The following is a 19945-nucleotide window of genomic DNA, read 5'->3' as shown; positions in this document are numbered from 1 at the left end:
CTTCGTAGAGCTTACAGCGATTTTACCCAACAAAAAGGGAACAGATACTGTTCCCTTTTTGATTTGGTCAAACTTAGCTATTACCAAACACGAGCGACTAGTCCTTTCAGGTAATAACCTTCTGGGAATGCGCTACTAATTGGGTGATCACTTGCTTGGTGCATGCGTTCAATAAATTGCACTTCACGCTTGGCATCAAGTGCGGCATCGGCAACCACTTTTTGGAATAGGTCTGACTGCATTAAGCCTGAACACGAGAACGTCAGTAATATTCCACCTGGATTAAGTAATTGCATCGCAATCATATTGATGTCTTTATAACCGCGACATGCGCCATCGAGTTGCGACTTATTGTCGGCAAACTTAGGCGGGTCTAAAACAATAACATCAAAGGTTTTACCTTCATCTCGGTACTGGCGTAGTAATTTGAATACGTCAGCTTCGTTATAGCTTACATGGTCATCATTAAGGTTATTAATGGCCATATTATCGCGAGCAGTTTGTAGGGCTAAGGTTGATACATCGACGTTTTCAATACTCGCAGCGCCTGCTTTGGCGGCATATAAGCCAAAAGTACCGGTGTAACAGAAACAGTTAAGTACTGACTTACCTTTGACGAAACGAGCCGCCATAGCACGGTTGTCACGCTGATCCAGATAGAAACCTGTTTTATGACCTTTAACAACATCGACGGCAATCTTAATACCGTTTTCTTCGATGATGACGGGCATAGCAGGTAACTCCCCGTGTAGTAATCCTACAACCGGAGTCAGGCCTTCTTTCTTTCTAGAGTCGACATCTGAGCGCTCATAGACAGCGCAGTCCGGATATTGAAGAACCAGTTGCTCAACGATAGTGTCGCGCCATTTTTCAGCACCAGTGCTTAACAGTTGGCAAACCAATACGTTGGCATAACGGTCTATGGTAATACCGGGTAAACCGTCCGATTCAGCGGCGATTAAGCGATAACCCGTTAGACCTTGTTCGCGAATCAAATCATCACGTCCTGCTTGGGCTCTTTTTATGCGTCGGGCGAAGAAGTCGGCATCGATAGTTTCGTCTTTGTCGAAAGTCCATATCCGCACTTGGATTTGAGATTCTGGCGACCAGGCACCGCGTCCGAGCCAATGCCCGTCGTGCGCCACTACTTCAACAGTGTCACCAGCTTGCGGTTTTCCGCCATTGACGTTGTGAATTCCATTGGAAAATATCCAAGGGTGGCGACGCTCTAATGAACGTTCGCGGCCAGGTTTAAGTTTAATTCTGATAGCCATGGTATTGCCTAATGTAAAGTATAAAAGGGGTAAAAAGAGTTATCGCGCATCTAATAACGATGCCATATAAGCCTAATCGAAATTGAATATAGGCTTGGGGTAATGCCTCAATAATTGAGTGCATTAGCCAGGGGGCGACAAAATGGGATCATAGCCTGTTTTGAGCCTAAAAACCTGACAAATAATTAAATGGTTGGCTTAGTGTGGTGCGGTTAATGTCTATTCTGGCGGTTGAGTCGGTAATTATTGCTTATTCCATCCAGCATTAAAGGTATTTTGTTGCGTTATAGCGAGATTAAACGGTGCTGGTGGTTGATGCACAATCAAATATGCCTACAGACTTGTGATGATGTTTTAGATCGAGTGATTAACGTGATGCTTTTGCTAACCGTCAAACACAACGCCACAAGCATTCGGTAGTAATTATGCCAGGCGTTGCTGAATCCCAGTATTTGAACACACTGATTACTCGTATTCGATAATGGCAATAATACTTGATTAGGTGACGATATTACCACGTGAAAAAACCAGAATGTAGCCTTTAAAGGGTAGAGCTAAATAGTCGGTGTGTATTGGTTTAAAATGGCTGCTGATGAAACCGAACTCAGCTAATTTTACACTGAGTTTATTCTTTCTACCTCTACCGGGGTCTACAATGATGACGTCACATTTTTTACTGGCATGGTTTTTAATAAAATAAGCCAATAACTGCACATGCTCATCTTCATAGAGTAAATCGCTGCCAATGATGACGTCAAAAAGTCCCAGCTTACTGGTGTCATTAGCCCAATCTACTCGCTCAAAAGCAATGTTTTTACCATTGTTGAGTTTTGTATTTCGGTTAAGGAACTGCTCTACTTCTGGGTGATAGTCGGTTGCGGTAATATCGGCATGTTTTTCGTTGAGGAGTAAGCTTGATAATGCGATTCCACAGCCTATTTCTAGAATTCTTTTACCTTCGGTTTTGTAATCCAACATATAGTTTGCCAGCACTAAGCTTGATGGCCATACAATGCCAAAAATAGGCCAGCTTGCAGAGGATATTCCGAGTTTTTCAGCAACACCTGTAGGGTCATAAAATTCTTGACTATTACGTAAGGTGCATAGATGAACATCTATGTCACCAAATTCAACGGTTTGGTAGCTTAAGCGAAGAGCTGTCATTGGGCCGTCTCAAAAATTGAGCGCTCAGCCAGCTATCGAGGACAAATAAATGACAAAACGAAGAGGTTTTAGTTAGGTTATAGCAGTTCGTTAGAAAGGCAACGTATTTAACTAACTGTTAGGTTTTGTTAGACTTAGATCTTTGTTAAAAGCATTATAGTATTGTATTTTTACCTACTCGATGGAACTCAGTTGGATTAATGTTCTGTGCAGATATTAGCTCATCTATAACTGATAATGTCGGCGCGAAAAGTTGGTTTTTACTCACTCCGGCACCAGATTAGCACCTCTATTTGTATTTCAATAAAACCCCGTTTCTACCAATTTATAACATCATTCTGGCCCGTCATCAGTGTTAACTCTTTTTATCAATATTTGTATCTGTTGTGACATTTCACTGTTATTTGTGATTGTTAATAATGTGACATGCGTATCACAAACTTAATGATAATGGTTTGCATTAACATGTTCGTTATGTATAATTCACGAAATTTACATTTACATTGTCTAATCGGGATGAGATATGAAAAAAACGTTAATTGCTGCAACACTATTTAGTCTTTTGGCTAGCAATCAAGCTATGGCTTCTGACGAAACGACTGAACTACGTCAGATTATTGAGCAGCAGCAGAAAGTGCTTAAAGATCTTGAAAAGCGTCTTGAGCAAACTGAAAAGCGTGTAGAAACTACTGCAGATGTAGTAGAAGCGAGCGCATCAAGTAAGTCGGCTACCACTATTGGTGGTTATGGTGAATTACACTATAACAATATTAGCAATAACCAAACCGGTACCGACAAAAAAGAATTCGATTTTCACCGTTTTGTATTGTTTGTGGGTCATGAGTTTAACAGCACCACTCGTTTTTTCTCTGAACTAGAAGTTGAGCACTCAATTGCCGGTGAGAGTCAAAATGGCGAAGTTGAGCTAGAGCAAGCTTATATCGAGCACGATTTTAATGAGATGCTTACCGCTAAAGCGGGTCTATTCTTAATGCCAGTAGGTATTATCAACGAAACTCACGAACCAACGGTATTTTACGGTGTTGAGCGTAACCCGGTAGAAAAAGATATTATTCCTGCAACATGGTGGGAAGGTGGTTTAAACCTTAATATTAAAGCCGCTCCAGGTTTAGCTTTTGACACTGCTGTGACTTCGGGTTTGTATTTGGACGAAAGCTCAGGCTATAAAATCCGTAACGGTCGTCAAAAAGTATCTGAAGCGAAAGGCGAAGATTTAGCTTATACCGGCCGCGTAAAATACACTGCAGTACCGGGTTTAGAATTAGCTGCCACGGTTCAGTATCAGTCTGACTTAACTCAGGGGACTGCTGGTGTTGATAGCGCTTCTGCTACATTGTTAACAGCACACGCTATTTACAGCATTGAAAACTTCACTGTTAAGGCATTATTCGCCCAGTGGGATATTGATGGTAAAGAAGCTGAAGCATTAGGTCGCGATAAGCAAAATGGTTTCTATATTGAGCCTTCTTACCGCATTAATGAACAGTTTGGTGTGTTTGCTCGTTATAACGAGTGGGACAACAATGCGGGTGATAGTGCCGATACTAAGAAAAAACAAACCAACGTGGGTGTTAACTACTGGTTACACGAAAACGTAGTGTTTAAAGCTGATTACGAAAACATTGGTGGCGCTGCAGATTCAGACGGTTTCAACCTAGGTGTTGGTTACCAGTTCTAATTGCTGAGCATTCAGTAAAAGCACGCATCGATGAAACAGATTATCGGTAAAATTTTGGGTGCCAACAGTGTATATTGTCGGCACCCTTATTTTTGTTCTTGGCTAAGGATTGATATGCAGGCAATATTACGATCATATTTGATGTTATTTATGATGGGGTTAGCTGTTTATTTTTCGGCATTTAGCGCTGTAGCAACACAGTATCAGTCAAATGACGCCTTTATTAGCCAAGCATTTAATGGCAATGCTGGCGAGTCTAAAGTGTTGTGGTTAGATGATGATCTCAAACAAGCCGTAGAAGCTATTTTAGCCCATCGTTTTAATAAAATGCGTATGCGTTACTGGCTACACAATGATGAAACCGTTTGGATAATGGACGAAATAGGCAAGGAATCGCCGATTACGGTGGCTATTCATATTAAAGACCATCAAATTATGCGGACTAAAGTGCTAATTTATCGTGAAAGTCGCGGTGACGAGGTTCGTCATGATTTTTTTACAGACCAATTTAAGCTGGCCAAGTTAGATGACCAACATCAGCTTGATAAGCATATAGACGGGATTACTGGTGCAACATTATCAGTAAGAGCGTTAACTAAGTTATCGCGCATTGCATTGTTACTTCATGCGCATGTGGTGCAATAAACCACGTTTCAATTCTAGCGGATCATTTCAAGCAGGTTAGTGTGACAAAAACATCTCGACGTAACCGTTTTAGACTTAAGATTTTGCGAGCCCTTCGTCCTTGGCACCGTCGCTTAGGATTAGCGAGTGCGTTATTTATCTTATTGTTAGTGCTGACTGGCGTAGCGATAAATCACAGTGATGATTTTGGTTTAGACCAAGCACCGGTTACCCAGTCGTGGTTGCTTGATTATTATGGTATTGCTCCTCCTTCTCATGTTGCTCAGTTTGGTGTTGCACCTACTGCATTATATATTACCGATAATCTATTGTGGCAAAACCAACATATGATTTTAGAGTCCAATGCGACCTTAATTAGTGCCAGCTATGTCGGTAACATGCTGGTGGCCATAGATGCACAGCAACTGTATTTATTTAATGATCTTGGTCAGTTACAAGAAACTCAAAATGCCAGCACCGGACTTCCGTCTGGTTTGTTAGCGCTAGCGATTGTTGATGGCCGGGTGTGGTTAAATACTGAAAATGGTGTATTTCAAGCAGATGAGCAACTCATCGATTGGCAAGCTATTGCGCCGTTAACAGCACCTGTTTGGCTGAGTGAAAGTAAATTCGTGGATAAAGAGGTTGTTAATCTTGCGCGCAGCGCTAACTTACATTGGCAACGCGTAATGCTAGATCTGCATAGTGGTCGCTTATTTGGATCATTAACGGTTTGGCTGTGGGACTTATTCGCGCTAGCATTACTAATGGTATCTCTCAGCGGCTTTTGGATTTGGTTAAAACAAAAACCACCGAGATAATCTATTCAATTACCATTTTTAGCGTTCAAACTGATCGACTGTGTCGGTTAGCTTATCGGCTAAATTACTCAACTTATTACCTGCCTCGCTAATTTGATGATTCCCCTCAGATACAGATTCACCTAATAGCGTAAAGTCTTGTACTTTAAGCTTAACGGTATGAGCCTGCTGCTGTGATGCTTGTGCTAGCATGGCTGATTCTTGGCTTACTGTGGCAAGAGACAAAATAAGTTGGCGGCTCTGTTCAAGTGTTACTACTAACTGATTTGCTAATGATACGGAGTGTTGTGCTTTTTGTTGGTTGGATGCCATATTGTCGACCGCAGATTGAATTGAATCAACGATATTGGCGAGCATTTTATTTATTTCTACAGTTGAATTATGTGTGCGTAAGGCTAACGTTCTAACCTCATCTGCAACTACCGCAAAACCTCTTCCTGTTTCACCGGCTCTAGCCGCTTCAATAGCTGCGTTCAATGACAATAAATTAGTTTGTGAGGCGATATCGGCAATGGTTTTTACCACGGTAGCCACTTGTTTACCTGAATTTTGCAGTGTGAGTAGCATGCTGGCAGTCGTTTCAATGTCTTGAGCTAATACGCTAATGCTGTCAGCTGTTTGTTTAACTTCTTTTTGCCCTTCAACCATGCTCTGCGCACCCTGTTGAGCAGAATCTGATGCACTTTGTGAATGTTCGACACTTTGCTCCATTTGCTGCTCAAGTTGCGACATCACATCTACTAAACTCACAATAGTGTGTTGAAGCTCATCCACAGAGGCTGATGATTTACCTGTTGTGTTACTTAACTGGGCAACGGTTTGGCTAATACTGGCGATGGCGTCATGTACTTCATTCATTCCTAAACGGAATACGTTAATTAAGCCATTAACACTGGTGGCCACATTACTAATTTCAACAATGCATTCATCAGACAGTTTGGCTTTTAAATTACGATTTTGCGCAATGCGGGTGAGGTCGTTTGACAGTTGCTGTATAGGAGTGGCTATTTGTTTTTGTGCTGCTAAGTAGGCCCCAACTGCAACAACCAACATGAGTCCAACTAATACAAAAATGAGCATAGTATTGTAGCCAAGTTCGCTTTGAATGTTCATTGCATTTTGGTTGGCTTGAGTCGAAATTTCTTCGGCGAGAATGTCTAGACGATCTTTTAGATCGTTAGCACTATCATTTAATGTACCTAAATGATTGCGGGCATTGTCCCAATCTACCGATGATTTACTCATGGTGTTTTCAAGTGCCGATAACGCCGCGTTAAGCGCGTCAATTTGCGGCATTAATTGGGTAGATGTTACGGTATTTAATTGTTGATACTGCTCGTTAAGACTTTTTTCTAGTTGAACTTTATTCTGGTTAAACTCTGTAACGTCGATGGTTGTACCGTATAAAGAATAACCCATTAATACCAGTTCTTTGGCAAGACTTTGTACCCGTGTAATGCTGTTAAGCGCAGGTAATGTGCCATCGACAAACCCGCCAACTTCTTGTTTTACGGTTTGGTTGCTGTTATTGAGTAAAACAGCCGCCACTAGGGTCATTAATAAAATAGCTGCATAGCCTAGTAGAATACGAGCTTTGATAGTATTAAAAGCGTTAAACATGGGTTAATACCTTAATCGGGTCATTTTTTGATCTCAGTGTAACTAAGACCAGAGACAAGAGAAGTTATATTCATTTTTTTCTAATGCTAATCATATCGGCACAGTACTAACATTCTTGATTAGTAAGGCCTAAATTATCATTAATTTAGATTTTTAGGGTAAAAAAAAAGAGCGAACATTTTGTCAATGTTCGCTCCGGTATCGATGTTACCTACTAAGCCGTTTCTATCTCGTCGCCTTTGGCAAATTGAATCGTGTTGCCAAACACAAAGCGGTTTGAGACTAACGCAAAGGTGATGCAGGCGGCTAATGTGACTGGCATTAAGTGAATGTAGTGCCAGCTTGAATAGAATGGGGAAAATTCAAATGTTAGTGAGGCATATAGCATTACTCCAAATATAACCGCACCGATCCCCGCTCTGGCATCTATATTTTTAAACACTAAGCCTACAATAAATATCGACAGAATAGGCATGCTGAGTAAACCATTTAACTGTTGTAATAAGTTGATGATACTTTCGGCTTGTTGATAAATAGGCACTAATGTAAGAGTTAAAATACTGAGTAATAATGTAACCCAACCGCTTAAGCGCACCACGTTAGGGTCTTTTTTAATATAGGCTTCGTGAATGTCACACACATACAGCGCCGTCGCTGAGTTTAGTAAACTGTTGTATGTCGATAATACTGCCGCAGCCATTGCGGCGGCAAATACACCCGTTAACCACGTTGGCATGAGGTCACCTACAATTCGCCCGTATGCAGCGTCACCAATATCACCATACAGTTTGTATGACACAATCCCAGGAATAACCACGATAGCCGGTACGATTAGAATACGAATACCTGCTGCAGCAAATACGCCTTTTTGAGCTTCTTTTAGTGTGGGTGCGGCCATGGCACGTTGAGTAATGGTTTGGTTGGTACCCCAATAGAACATTTGGATGAAAATCATTCCGGTTAGTAGGGTGTGCCAAGGTAAAGGCGAATCATCACCACCAATGAAGGTGAGTCGTTCTACCGGAATATCAGATAAGTCATAATTAATCGCATTTAGGGCTAGATACACCACAAAAATGGCCATGCCCAGTAATAATACTCCAGAGTAGGTGTCTGATACGGCTACCGCGCGTAACCCTCCGAAGAAAGCATAAACTGCGCCTAGCGTCGCAAATGCAACAGCAATATACATAAGTGGAATGTCGACATTAAACATGGTCTGCATAAACAGAGAGCCTGAATAAATCACTGCTGGCATGTAGATAAAAGCATTACCTAAAAAGAATATAGACCCAATAACGGCTCGTATATGCTTGTTATTATATCTTTTTTCCAACAACTCAGTTGTGGTGGTACAGTTATACTTGTAATAAACGGGTAAGAATAATTTAGCCAGAATAATCAGGCCAATCACAGCAGAGAACTCCCACCATGCTAGCAGTGCCATTTGGTTACCGTTCATGCCCACCAGCTGATCAGTACTTAAATTTGTTAGGGTGATAGACCCTGCCACAAACACCCAACTTAAGCCGCCCCCAGCGAGAAAATATTCTTTATTTTGTGTGCTTTGTTGACGGTTGCTGCCACGACATTTTATGTACGTTAATAACCCAATCATTGCCGTTACAATGGTAAATACGGATATTTGAATAATATTTTCAGACATTATTGTTCCCTTTCCCAAGTTTTTATTGGGTATTGTTATGCCGCAGCTGAATTTTTACTGACTTCTAATTTGATGCTTTTTATTGGGTTCAAGCCTGGGGTTTTATTGTGCTTTTTGATCAGCGCATTGAGTTGAAATAATGACATTAGCATGGCTTGTAATGGCGCAAGATAACCTTTCTGGTGTAGCTCAAAGAGTGCTTCTTGGCTGAGGGCTTGTAGTTTGTCTTCATCAATAGTGAATAAACCCGACAAACTAGGTGTTGAGCCATCTTGATGCTGGATTAAAATACTAATTGGGCGTAGCAGGCCAAGTTGGCTAATATGCTGATTAAATGCTTGGGTCTGGAGATCATTGTTAATGTCAGATTCAAGCAAAGCTTTTACTCTAGATAAATGCAGCGATGCTTTGCCGTTGGTTTCAAAAATGGCTTGTCCTGTTGTGGCAGAAAACACCCCATGTTGTTCGTCAATACCAATGGTGTAACGTTGTGGGTCGTCAGGTAACATCATCAAAAAAAATGGAAAGGTTTGCATGTTAGTTGGCGTGTGTAGCGCGGTCCACTTACCTTGTTCGACAAATAGGTTGCTACCTTGCTCGAAGCTAGTAAATGCCGTTAATACCCATTGACCATTGTTACCATCACGGACATAAACAATTGGCATACTGCAAGCCGTTTGGCTGACTTCAGATACCCGCAGGTTCATGATGTTTTGTTGATGAGCAAATTGGATGGCGCTGTCGTTTGCTAATCGTAAGTTTTGGTGCTGTTGAGGCGTTAATTCTGTTAGTTTTTTCATATTTTTATTCTATTGTTGAGAATGAGTTAACCATTGTTCAATGAAGTCTCGATGAGGCGGCAATGTATTGAGCATCTGCTGCGTAAGCTGAACATTACGGTTAAGTATCTGAGTGGCTTGGGCCTGTTGTTGGTATAAGTGTGCATGTTGAGAATAGTCAGGGCTGAAACCCATACCATAAAGTACATATTGATAACTAGCGGCTGGAAATAACTCATTTGGGCCATTGAAGTCTTTGCTGGTGGGGCCTCGATAAGCCCAAATGCTTAAGTCTTCTTGTAAGCTCTGTGGAATAGAGTCGGGATGACAATGTGCTTGCCAATAGGGTTCGGGTCTTTTCGTCAGCATGTAATGTAGTTTTAAAAAATCAACAATACGTCCCCAGCGATATTCCATTTGTTGGTTAAACCGTTTGGCCGTTAATGCCATGATGGTATCGTTAACCGGTAGGTTGTCGGCAATGTAGCGTGCAGATATTTCGACTAGCATAATCGCAGTGGCTTCTAGTGGCTCAACAAATCCTGCTGCCATGCCAACAGCAACACAATTTTTTTGCCAATAGCGTTCACGATGACCACTTTGATAGCTGATTTTTTTTACGCTTAAACCTTCGGCTTGGGGGCCAATATAACGGCGTAAATTGGCTTCAGCCTGTTCGTCGGTCATATAACGACTTGAATACACATGACCGACACCGCGGCGATGTGTTAAGCCAATATCCCAAATCCAACCTGAGTCCTGCGCTGTGGCGATGGTGTGCGATGCAATCGGGCTATGCTGATCTGTATAGGGCACTTGCATTGCAATGGCGCGGTCGTTAAATAGCACATGATCCAGTTTAACAAACGGCACATTAAGTGTTTTACCCAGTAATAAAGATGCAAAACCGCTGCAATCGATAAATAAATCACCGTCAATTGAACCTTGGTCAGCAAGTGAAATATGACTGATGTTACCTTGGCTATCGACATGGGCTTGTTCTACTGTTCCGATGACATGCTCTACTGCTAGCTTGGCTTTACAATGCTGTTTTAATAAGTCGGCAAAGGCGCCAGCATCAAGATGGTAAGCATAATTGCAGCTGCCTTGATATTCGCCTTCTGCCATGCTGCGAGGAGCAAGGCCTGACTCACAAATAGCATGTTGGAAGTTGGTGTGTTCGGCATAGTCTTTGATGTTGTCGATATAAGGTGCTAAGTCGATACGACCATAACCTAATGGAACCGTAAATGGATGGTAGTAAAAGTCGCCATTTCCATGGACCCAGTTAACAAACTTGCCGCCTTGTTTAAACGTGGCGTGACAAGCCTTAAAGACTTCGCTTTCGCTTAAACCTATTTGTTGTAAGGTATTTTTCATGGTTGGCCAAGTGCCTTCACCAACACCGACCGTGGGAATGTCTGATGATTCCACTAAAATAATTGTTAAGTCATTACCTGTCTGGCTTTTATGGTGCGATGCAATGATAGCTGCGGTTAACCAACCCGCTGTACCTCCACCCACAATGATTATTTTTTTGACTGCTTTTGCCATTGGGTTAACATCCTATTTGCAATGAAATGTGCTTAATTACCGTCGTAGTTAAACACTATCACAAGGTGTGTTTTATATATCATAAACAAAAAAGACAGGTGCTAAGCACCTGTCTTTTATTACTTATAATTTAAAACTTGCCTCTAACGCCTAGAGAATAGCGCGATCCGTTATCTTCAACCGAATAAATTTGGTTGGCGAAACGACCTGTTTGAACGAGCTCTTCTTCAGTGATGTTAATGCCTTCAACAAACACCGATACATGTTCAGTGATGTCATAGCTGGCGCTAATATCCCACTGGCCAAACGTTTCGGTATTGATTGGTTCACCATTAAAACCATTGTCTAGCTGACGTAAGAAGCCTTCGCGGTTGTTAAATGCAACACGGGCTTGGAAGTTATCTTGCTCATAGAACACGATTAAGTTTTGTGAATTACCTAAACCTTCAAGTGCGAAACTTTGAGTGCTGTTAGCATCTACTGTCACATTGCTATCAACCACAGTCGCGTTGGCGGTAACACCAAAGCCGTTGTCGAAGATATGAGTTAAGGCAACTTCATAACCAGTAATACGTGCTGATTCACCGTTACGAGGGCGGGTCACAGTGTACTGTTCTGACTGACCATTTAACTCTTCTGTTGTGCCAACAACTGGGTCAGAACATAAGTCTGAGTTAGCCGTGCTACAGTTAAAGTCTGGGCCAGTTCGGTCAGTCATTTGGTAAGTTTCATCACCCGTTAACGTTACGATAAAGTCGTCAACTTCTTTACTGAAAAATGCAAAGCTGAAGATGCTGGCGTCATCGTAATACCACTCGTAAGAGATATCCCAGTTTTCAGAACGGAACGGTTCAAGTGATGGATTACCACCGCTAGCTGTTAAGTTCTGACGACGTGGCTCGTTAAAGTTAGTCGCTGGAGATAGCTGTGACATGGTTGGACGGGTTAACGAGTCATACATGGCAAAACGTAGCACCATGTCGTCTTGTAGGTCTAACTTCACGTTTACGCTTGGCAACAAGTTTGAGTAAGTTGTGCCTTGAGTAATATTTGTCGCTGGACCGTATATGTTTTGGAACAATGTCGCATCACTGGTTGGTACTACGTCAGAAATATAACTCTGTACGGCACTGACTTCTACATCAGTCGTTGAGTAACGAGCCCCTAAATCAACCGTTAATGGCATATCACCTACGTCATACACAAACGTGAAGTTCATGTATAAGCTGCTGACATCTTCATTAATGGTATAGCGATTGTTTTGCAGTGTTGGGGTGATTGGATAACCTTCAGCGGCTAAATAATCGACCATAGCATCACCATCATAGGTGTAGAAGGTGTCGATTAAACCAGAGAAATAGTTATTCGCAGTATAGGGTCTGAAGTTAATGGCTTCATTGGGTGCAGGAGTACCATAACCACAGAATTGACACTGACTACCAAAAATCTGGTAACTGGATTTTTCACGCTCTTGACGGTATAGACCAAATTTCGCTTTCGTGAACACCAATGAATCAGGTGAATATTCGAAATCAGCTTTAAACTCAGTAATTTCATCTTCGTCAGTAAATTGATTACCTTTTTCGTTATAATGTAAACGAGAAAGGCCGGCATCAGGTAAGTTGCCATTTTCAAAACCACCATGGATAACGGTAGGGGTTCCACCCGAGCCATCAAATTCATAGCTGTTGGTCATACCGACAACGTTGAAACGGTCGCGGCCAGCACGATCGTTTTCAGCATTTGAGTTTGAAACATCAAAGTTAGCTTTTAATTGGTCTGTAATATCCCATTTAACATTTAAGCCGACACCGCTGTTTGTCACGTCGCGAGAGTTGCGAGTGTGCGACACAAAGTCAGTTGCTGGGTCGCCACTGCCTTGATGTAAACCAACATCTTGGCTAAAGGTTAATAAGGTGCCTGTTGCAGGGTCGATAGTGGCATTACCAACGCGGTCTGGCTCAAACCATGATGCTAAATCGGTAACTTCAGAATCCACTTCAAATTTTGAAATAAAACCATCCAAGGTAATGCTGACGTCGTCAGACGGAGCATACTGGAATACTAAGCTACCGTTAGTACGAGTTCGGTCCTGTTGATCAACGATTTGGTCCCAGTTACGTGGAATATAAGCATTGGTAAACAACACGCCATCACGTGAATTGGAAATAGTTTGACCGCCACGCCAACCGGCGGTGTTGATTTGGTTAATTTGAACTTGGCGCTCTTGATGGCTTACGGCAAGTAATACACCCATAGTTTCATCATTGAAGGTGTTACTGATCAAACCTGAGACAGAAGGTGAAACTTCTTCTGAAAGACTTTCATACATTCCTTTCACAGAACCGACAAGTTGGAAGCCTGAATAATCAAACGGACGCGCGGTTGTGACGTCGACCGTACCGCCAATGCCACCTTCTTGCATGCTGGCACTGCTGGTTTTATAGACGTTAGCACCCGTAATTTGGTCAGCGGCTAAGATGTCGAAATTAAACTCACGACCAGCGCTATCTGTCGCTAATTGACGGCCGTTAACCAATACTGTATTGAATTGTGGGCCAAAGCCACGAACCGTTACTGCCTGACCTTCACCACCACTTCGGTCAATCGATACACCAGTAATACGTTGTAATGATTCGGCTACGTTTAAATCTGGAAACTTACCTAAATCTTCGGCTGAAATACCATCCGACACAACCGAAGCAGATTTCTTATCGGCCATTGAATTTTTTAAACTGCTGCGTATCCCCTTTACAGCAATAACTTCTATTGTTTGTTCATTAGCTTGAGTTTCTGCTTCTGCTGCAGAGACGCCGTTAACACTTCCTAATGCCCCAGCAATGGCAAGTGCTATCGTTGTCCTCTTACCAAAAGTTGCGATTCCTTTTGTCGACATTTTTCTTCCCCCAGTTGATGTTGTTGCTTTTTTATAAAATCTTTATTTTTAATTAAAGCTTATTTATCTTATAAATATATTAATTGAGCTTAAATATCAACCTTTTCTTAACAAGTATGGTGTAATTTAATGATGAATTTTTAGACTAATCACTGACATCATGGTGATATACATTGCAATAAATAGTACCAAAACCTAAGGTTGTAAATGAATTTAGTCTTTGTAATTTAAAGATATTACTGTCATCGCTCAATGTTTATTCAGACAGTAATCAGACTGTATTTTTTGTGTTTATTACACTTTGGTATAGTTCATTTCTTGTAAAAAAACATTCTGATAACAATCAAAACAATTTCAAAATGGTTATTTATTGCGGTGCGGATTTCATATCCCATGACATGCCTGTGGCATAGCTGTGGGCAAAACCTTTCCAGGCTGTCGTTGGATTGCCTTGTTGATCTTGCTCATTAGACTGAGCGCTTAATTGTAGGTATGAACACTTATCTTGTTGATTTTTAACATGGCAATCCATCATAGCTAATGCAAAGTGTTTATTGATGGTATTAAGCTGTGTCGTATTCCAGGCGGGTTCAAAATAGTGGCCTAAATCTATTTCATTTTGGTAAGCCACTTTAGGTGCTGGATGTGGGGCAATATTATGGCGAGCATTATGATAGGTGAGCATATAGGTATGTTCACCGCCAGTTTGCTGGTATAGCGATTGAATTCCTTTATAACCAGAAATATCATCAAGATCGCCAGCAACATACAGTGTTGGGACGGTTATTTTTGCTAATGCTACTGGGTCAAATAGTTGATGGTTGCCTCCCCAGGGGGCCATAGCAATCATGGCTTTCCATTTAGGATCAACTGTTACAGGGGCTGTTTGGCCACCAGCACAGGTGTTGAGTAAAGTAATGGCACCATTAATAATATTTTGGTCTTTGCTGCCGGTAAAGGTAGCGGCAGTTTGTGGGTTAAATTGATAACAGCCGCCCACAGTGTTTACCGCACCATAGCCGCCCATTGAATAGCCAATCAAGCCTGATCGTTTCGTGTCGATAATGCGACTGACAAAATTGTCACTGCCGGTAAAATAATCAAGGGCAAATTGTTGATCACGCGAACGGTTTAATAATGTGCTAAAAAAACCGCTAACCGGAGCATTAACCATATCGACATCAGCATTAGTCGAGTCGGTGTGATCCAGTGCCGCAACAATATATCCGTGTGACGCTAGATGCTCAGCTAAGTAAAACATAATGGTGCGATAGCCAGTATAACCATGGGATAACACGATGAGTGGAAATGGCTGATCCGTTAATGCGGCCACTTCTGCGTCACGAGTGGCATTGCCTTGCAGTGAAAATGGTAATCCTAAACGGGTTTCATCATTATAAACGGCATTTAATACTGCCGGTTGGTTTTGCTTGGTCGCGGCAGTTTTGTTACTTGGGTACCACACCTCAATGTTGAGTTTTCGGTCTTCAGCTATTTGGGTTTTGGGATTAAATTGATTTTTATGAATCAAGTTAACAGTTTTAACACCGACTTGATAAAGCCCTGTTTGCGCTAGCTCTGGCAACGCTTCCTTTGGCAGTGTGTTGGGGTAAAGCTGTTCGGCGACTAGAATGGTATTTTTTGTGTCACTGTCTGTTGCGTTTGCGGCAATGGCGCTTGAGTGGGTGCCTAAACATAACAACGCGATAGAAATAAGTGATTTGGTCATCATTAATGCTGTCCTTTTCAGTAATGCATGCTCTTCAGCATCGGCTGTAGTACTTGGTCATTTTTATTATGTAATGTGGGCGGGTCCTCAACCCACATCATTTTTTGTTATCGACTCATTTACAGAGTTACTGCTGAAACGTTTCTACGGTTAATCCTTTGCCTGCGGTGCAAACATAAATGTCCGCTTGCAAATTAAACTGCGCAAAATAGTGTTGCTCAACCGCTTGCTGAATAGCGGCTACGTCTTCATTACGGCATAAACACACTATCGCGCCGCCAAATCCACCACCGGTCATGCGTACGGCGCCTCTGTCTGCTAAAGCTTGTTGGCAAATTTGCACTAAACCATCGGTGGCTGGTACGGTCACTTCAAAGTCATGCTTTAACGATTGATGTGATGCGGTCATTAAAATGCGCAGTTGTTCGATGTTATTACTGGCTAAGGCTTGGGTTGCGGCAATGACGCGGGCATTTTCGGTGATCACATGGTGAGCTCGGGAGAATTCATTTGCGCTCATTTGTGGCTTAGTTTGCATTAACAACGCTAAGTCAGCATCGCGCAGGGTGGTTAAGCCCATTTTACTGGCGGCTTGCTCGCAGTCGATACGGCGTTGGTTGTATTCGCTGTCGACTAACTTTCTAGGGTAGTTAGAGTTAACAATAACAATCGATAAGTCTGTTGGAATGGTCACCGATTTTGTGTGTAAATTTTGGCAATCGATTAATAACGCTTGGTCTTGTTGACCTTTAGCTGAAATTAACTGGTCCATTATGCCGCACTGGCAATCCATAAAATCATTCTCGGCTTGTTGACCGAATAAGGCGATTTGCTCTTCGGTTAAATTTAGGCCGCAAACATGATTAAACATCCCTGCAATAGCCACTTCTAGTGCCGCCGAAGATGACAAACCACTGCCTTGTGGCACATTACTTTCAATTAATAAATCAACACCTTGTAGCTGGTGGCCAGCACGGTTAAGCACAAATGCAACCGCACGGATGTAGTTGCCCCATTGTGACTGACCAGCACTAATTGGTTGATTAACGTCAAAACTTTCTTGTTCATTCGGATACATGGTTGATAGTACATTAACCGTGTTGTCATTTCGTATATGGTAAAAAACTTGAGTGCGGAAAGTGAGTGCGCAAGGTAATACGAAACCTTGATTGTAGTCGGTGAATTCACCAATTAAATTAACCCTACCAGGAGCACTAACTACCCCTTGTGGTAATGATGAAAACTGCTGCTGATAGAATGCCTGTAGCGCGTCGTTATTCATTATTGTTTCCTTGAGAGTAATGGATGTCGCTGGCATTTTGTAAAATTTTTGCAGCTGTTTCTGGACTTAAATCGCGTTGACTTTCGGCGAGCATCTCGTAGCCGACCATGTGTTTTTTTACGGTGGCTGAGCGTAATAGTGGTGGATAAAAATGGCCATGTAAGCGCCAGTGACTATTGTCGTCAAGTTTGCTTGGTGCACTGTGCCAACCCATTGAGTACGGGAAGCTACAATTAAACACATTGTCGTATCGGGTGGTGAGTATCTTAATCGCTTGGGCTAAAGCAGTTGATTGCGCATCGGTTAGCTCACCAAAATGGCGTACATCATCTTTGCATACGAGTAAGGTTTCAAAAGGCCATGCAGCCCAAAATGGTACAACCACAAGCCAGTGGTCATTTTGATAAACAACTCGCTCACCGTCGGCAATTTCATGTTTAACATAATCGCCGAGCAAATTGCCGCCATGATGTTGTTGGTAGTTACGCTGGTTGTCTTCTTCTAATTGTATTTCGGTCGATAAATGATTGTGGGCCCATACTTGTCCGTGGGGATGAGGTTGTGAACACCCCATGACTTCACCTTTGTTTTCAAAAATGTGTACACATGCATACTGAGCAGATAATTCGATGTAGTTCAGTTTCCAGGTATTAACTACATCATTGATCTCAGCCACGGATAATTCTGGTAAGGTTTTATTGTGCTTAGGTGAGAAACAAATCACTCGGCATTCACCCGTAGCCTGCTCTATTTCAAATAATGGATTGTCATGATTGAGCGCGGCGGAATGTTCGGTCACTTGTGACGTTAGTGCGCCAAAGTCGTTAGTAAACACAAAGGTTTTATCATAAGCAGGATTGATACTGTCGTTTGCACGATGATTGCCGGGGCATAAAGGGCATGTGTTATCGTACTCTGGTAAATTCGAAGGGGCATTTTTTTCTGTCGCACCTAACCAAGGACGATTATTTCGATGTGGCGACACTAGCACCCAATTACCTGTTAACGGATTTTTTCGTCTGTGGGTAAATTCAAACTGACTCATGGCAATCCCTTTCATCTATATGTGTCTGGAGCAATAACCAGAAAATGCATATTATTATCTCAATTGTACTGTTGATAAATGCTGCAAATTTAATTTATATGATAAATACTACTATTAAGTATTTTATTTAACAAGATGTAATCAATTTCGACAAGATCTTTCTAATTCAGCTTGTCAATTGACCGTCTGTCACTCTATGATGTTGCTAATATATATTATTTATCATATTTATTTTAGTGGTGGGATACGTAAATGGAAGCCGATAGAGAAATTGTTGATGTTGTCGTGATTGGTGGCGGCATAAACGGTGTTGGAATAGCGGCCGATGCAGTGGGGCGTGGTTTACGTGTCTTGCTGTGTGAACAGAATGACTTAGCGTCTGCAACCTCATCAAATAGCAGTAAACTGATCCATGGTGGACTTCGGTATTTAGAACATTATGAGTTCCGTTTGGTTAAAGAAGCATTAGCAGAGCGTGAAGTGTTGCTTAAAAAAGCACCTCATTTGATCACTCCGTTGACATTTAGGCTTCCCCATCAGTCTCATTTACGTCCAGCGTGGATGATCCGTCTTGGGTTATTTTTATATGACAATTTAGCATCACGCGTCACTCTGAATGCGTCTAAAAAAATTAACTTCACACAAGATAGCCCATTAAAACCTGAAATTACTCAAGGGTTTGAATATTCTGATGCTTGGGTCGATGACTCTCGTTTAGTGGTATTAAATGCCCTTGCAGCGAAAGAGCTAGGGGCACAAATTTGTACTCAAACCCGCTGTATTAGTGCCGAACGCGACAATGGTATCTGGAAGCTCACCTTACAACATCAAGGGGACAAGTCATTACGTCAGGTGTATGCAAAAAGTATTGTTAACGCTTCTGGACCTTGGGTGTCGAGCTTATTTTCAAATGTATTAAAGCAGCCTTCACCACAAAAAATTCGTTTAGTAAAAGGTAGCCATATTGTGGTGCCTAAAATCCATCAACAGCCACACGCTTATATTTTGCAAAATGTCGATCAGCGGATTGTGTTTGTGATCCCATTTGAAGATGACTTTTCTCTGATTGGTACCACTGATGTTGATTTTACCGGCGACCCTAAAGATGTGCGTATCGACCAGCAAGAAATTGATTATCTGATTAGCATTACCAATCACTATTTTAAAAGCACCATTAGCGAACAAGATATTGTGCATACGTTCTCAGGGGTGAGACCATTAATGGATGACGAGTCAGATTCGGCGCAGTCGGTGACCCGTGATTACACCTTTATTGTCGACGCCCCTAAAGATAAGGCGCCGCTATTGTCAGTGTTTGGCGGCAAAATTACGACATATCGAAAACTGGCCGAAGCGGCAGTCAATCGATTAAAACCTTTCCATCCTCAAATGGGTAAACCTTGGACAGCAACTCAAACGCTACCTGGTGGTGATTTTACTGATTTAGGTGATCTTAACCGGATTTATCAGCAACAATATCCTTGGATAAATACACGATCTATTAATCGTTTATTACGAACTTACGGAACCCGTACCCAATCCATTTTAAATGATGCTGCGAGCAGCGAGGCATTGGGGATTGATTTTGGTCATGGTTTATATCAAGCGGAAGTCGATTATGTTATTGCCAATGAATGGGCCAGTTGCAGTGCAGATATTTTATGGCGACGGACTAAGCTAGGTTTGCATTTTACTGAGGAACAACAGCAAGTACTGAGTGATTATGTCGCCAGTAAACAGGAAGTTGCACCGGCAGTTGTTTCTGATGTGAGTTAACCTTAACGTGTTAACA

General features: G+C 41.9%; 14 protein-coding genes. 4 read left to right on the top strand and 10 right to left on the bottom strand.

The window, feature by feature from the left end; translation table 11 throughout:
• Positions 1-80: 80 nt before the first annotated feature.
• Both GUY17_RS20930 and GUY17_RS20925 read right to left on the bottom strand, forming a co-directional pair.
• Positions 81-1274, bottom strand: coding sequence for a class I SAM-dependent rRNA methyltransferase (locus tag GUY17_RS20930; RefSeq protein ID WP_101087339.1), 1194 nt, complete (start codon positions 1272-1274; stop codon positions 81-83).
• A gap of 498 nt (positions 1275-1772) precedes the next feature.
• Positions 1773-2438 (bottom strand): methyltransferase, encoded by a 666-nt coding sequence (locus tag GUY17_RS20925; RefSeq protein ID WP_162024234.1) that lies wholly within the window; start codon positions 2436-2438, stop codon positions 1773-1775.
• 523 nt (positions 2439-2961) lie between these two features.
• On the opposite strand from GUY17_RS20925, the gene GUY17_RS20920 reads away from it, so the two are divergent.
• The 3 genes from GUY17_RS20920 (at position 2962) to GUY17_RS20910 (ending at position 5582) form a co-directional block, all read left to right on the top strand.
• Positions 2962-4137, top strand: a complete 1176-nt coding sequence (locus GUY17_RS20920) for a porin (protein WP_101087337.1) — start codon at positions 2962-2964, stop codon at positions 4135-4137.
• A 114-nt stretch (positions 4138-4251) separates the two neighbouring features.
• Positions 4252-4782 carry an FMN-binding protein gene (locus tag GUY17_RS20915; RefSeq protein ID WP_101087336.1) on the top strand — a complete coding sequence of 177 codons (531 nt, stop codon included), beginning with the start codon at positions 4252-4254 and terminating at the stop codon, positions 4780-4782.
• Positions 4740-5582, top strand: coding sequence for a PepSY-associated TM helix domain-containing protein (locus GUY17_RS20910; RefSeq protein WP_368039264.1), 843 nt, complete (start codon positions 4740-4742; stop codon positions 5580-5582). The genes GUY17_RS20915 and GUY17_RS20910 overlap by 43 nt, the downstream gene beginning before the upstream one ends.
• An 18-nt stretch (positions 5583-5600) precedes the next feature.
• Here GUY17_RS20910 and GUY17_RS20905 read toward each other — a convergent pair whose 3' ends face one another.
• The 8 genes from GUY17_RS20905 to GUY17_RS20870 all read right to left on the bottom strand — a co-directional run bounded on the left by GUY17_RS20905 (position 5601) and on the right by GUY17_RS20870 (position 18153).
• The gene (locus tag GUY17_RS20905) at positions 5601-7202 is read right to left on the bottom strand and encodes a methyl-accepting chemotaxis protein (protein ID WP_162024233.1); all 1602 of its coding nucleotides are present in this window, start codon (positions 7200-7202) and stop codon (positions 5601-5603) included.
• 214 nt (positions 7203-7416) lie between these two features.
• Positions 7417-8868, bottom strand: coding sequence for an SLC5 family protein (locus tag GUY17_RS20900; RefSeq protein WP_162024232.1), 1452 nt, complete (start codon positions 8866-8868; stop codon positions 7417-7419).
• Positions 8869-8903: 35 nt separating this feature from the next.
• Positions 8904-9668: a SapC family protein gene (locus tag GUY17_RS20895; RefSeq protein ID WP_162024231.1), complete on the bottom strand. Its 765-nt coding sequence runs from the start codon at positions 9666-9668 to the stop codon at positions 8904-8906.
• Positions 9669-9677: 9 nt separating this feature from the next.
• Positions 9678-11201: a tryptophan halogenase family protein gene (locus GUY17_RS20890; protein ID WP_162024230.1), complete on the bottom strand. Its 1524-nt coding sequence runs from the start codon at positions 11199-11201 to the stop codon at positions 9678-9680.
• Between the two features lie 130 nt (positions 11202-11331).
• A complete protein-coding gene (locus tag GUY17_RS20885) occupies positions 11332-14097 on the bottom strand; it encodes a TonB-dependent receptor (RefSeq protein ID WP_162024229.1) in 2766 nt (921 codons plus the stop codon).
• 367 nt (positions 14098-14464) lie between these two features.
• Complete coding sequence (locus GUY17_RS20880) at positions 14465-15829, bottom strand: acetylhydrolase (RefSeq protein WP_162024228.1); 1365 nt, start codon at positions 15827-15829, stop codon at positions 14465-14467.
• A gap of 124 nt (positions 15830-15953) precedes the next feature.
• Complete coding sequence (gene galK / locus GUY17_RS20875) at positions 15954-17108, bottom strand: galactokinase (RefSeq protein WP_101087328.1); 1155 nt, start codon at positions 17106-17108, stop codon at positions 15954-15956.
• The gene (locus tag GUY17_RS20870; protein WP_162024227.1) at positions 17101-18153 is read right to left on the bottom strand and encodes a UDP-glucose--hexose-1-phosphate uridylyltransferase; all 1053 of its coding nucleotides are present in this window, start codon (positions 18151-18153) and stop codon (positions 17101-17103) included. Before GUY17_RS20870 ends, galK begins: the two co-directional genes overlap by 8 nt.
• A 252-nt stretch (positions 18154-18405) precedes the next feature.
• On the opposite strand from GUY17_RS20870, the gene glpD reads away from it, so the two are divergent.
• Entirely contained in the window at positions 18406-19929 is a 1524-nt protein-coding gene (gene glpD / locus GUY17_RS20865; RefSeq protein ID WP_162024226.1) for a glycerol-3-phosphate dehydrogenase, read from the top strand.
• Positions 19930-19945 lie beyond the last annotated feature (16 nt).

It is taken from the genome of Shewanella sp. Arc9-LZ, assembly GCF_010092445.1.
In the GTDB taxonomy this organism is placed as follows: Bacteria; Pseudomonadota; Gammaproteobacteria; order Enterobacterales; family Shewanellaceae; genus Shewanella.
The sequence above is the reverse complement of the archived record's forward strand: the minus strand, read 5'-3'. Positions and strand labels throughout refer to the sequence as shown.